Annotated in this window: 1 protein-coding gene and 1 pseudogene; both read right to left on the reverse strand. The window is 74.9% G+C overall.

Translation table 11 applies throughout. The annotated features are described in order from the left end of the window. On the reverse strand, positions 1 to 885 hold an 885-nt coding region (locus tag H5J29_RS36430; RefSeq protein WP_181784929.1), incomplete at its 3' end, for an LpqB family beta-propeller domain-containing protein. Next, positions 882 to 1093: pseudogene (locus H5J29_RS33850) on the reverse strand (two-component sensor histidine kinase); the annotation flags it as partial. The gene H5J29_RS36430 and the pseudogene H5J29_RS33850, both read right to left, overlap by 4 nt.

Consider the following 1093-nt stretch of genomic DNA (forward strand, 5'->3'; position numbering starts at 1 on the left):
GTCCACGGTGAGGTCGCCCCCGCCGAGCAGGGGTGCCCCGTCGACCAGCAGCCGCACCCGCGGGACGTTGATCTCCGCCAGCGTCTGCACGAACTGGGCCGCCAGCAGTCGCCGACGGGGTTCGTCCAGGTCACCGACCTGTGTGAGGTCCACGACGAGGGTGCCGTCGGGCGCGTTCGTCACGTTCGTGCGCAGCCGCGCGGTGGGCGGCACCTCGGACTCCGCGGCGTTGCGCAGCGCGGGCGACGGCCCGGTGAGCAGCATGTCCACCGCCCGCGAGGGGAGCGCCTGGGCGGGCACGGCGGGGAGGTACCGCAGGTCGGCGACGGTGGCCTGCCGGGTCGGCTCGACGAAGTAGCCCTTGACCGTGCGGTAGTTCGCGCGGAAGTCCGACATCCGCACCAGCACGCCGCCGGGGAGCCGGTCGATCCGCCACTGCCCGTCCGAGCGGCGGACCGTCACGTCGATCTCCACCGGAGCCTCGGCGGGCTCGAACGCGCTCAGCGAGTCCAGCGTGCCCACCCGGTCGCCCCGGATCCGCACGGTCGCGGTGTCCGGGTCCGTGCTGCTCGTGGGCGGGTAGACGGTGTCGAACTGTTCGGCGAGGACGGTGAGGGACTCCCCGTCGTCCCAGCCCTCCGAGGCCTGCGGTGTGAGGAACCGGCGCGCGGCGCCGTGTCGGTCCACGGTGCTGCCGGAGGCGTAGACGAACCCGCGCACGAGGTCGAGGGGGTTCGTCCCGTCGACCGGGCCCGCGGGCAGGTCCGGGGTGTCCCCCTCGGTGACCTTGCGGAGCACCTGGACCGACGAGTCCCCTGGCACGCTCGCGCAGCCCGCGAGCAGCGCGCACAGGGCCAGGAACAGCATCGACAGCCGCCTGCTCACGGCTCCGCCCGCTGCGGCTCGTCGACCGGGATCGGGGTGCCCCACGGCGGCGTCGGGACCGAGGCCGGGAGCGGGTGGCCGTGCTCGGGATCGTCCCCCTCGGGTTGCAACGGCAGCGGGCTCGCCTCGAGCAGGTCCCCCTCGGTGCGCGGGAGGGTCAGCCGGAAGGCCGAGCCCCGGCCCGTCTCGCCCCAGGCCTGCAGCCAGC

This window comes from Pseudonocardia pini, from assembly GCF_013870575.1.
Lineage (GTDB): Bacteria > Actinomycetota > Actinomycetes > Mycobacteriales > Pseudonocardiaceae > Pseudonocardia > Pseudonocardia pini.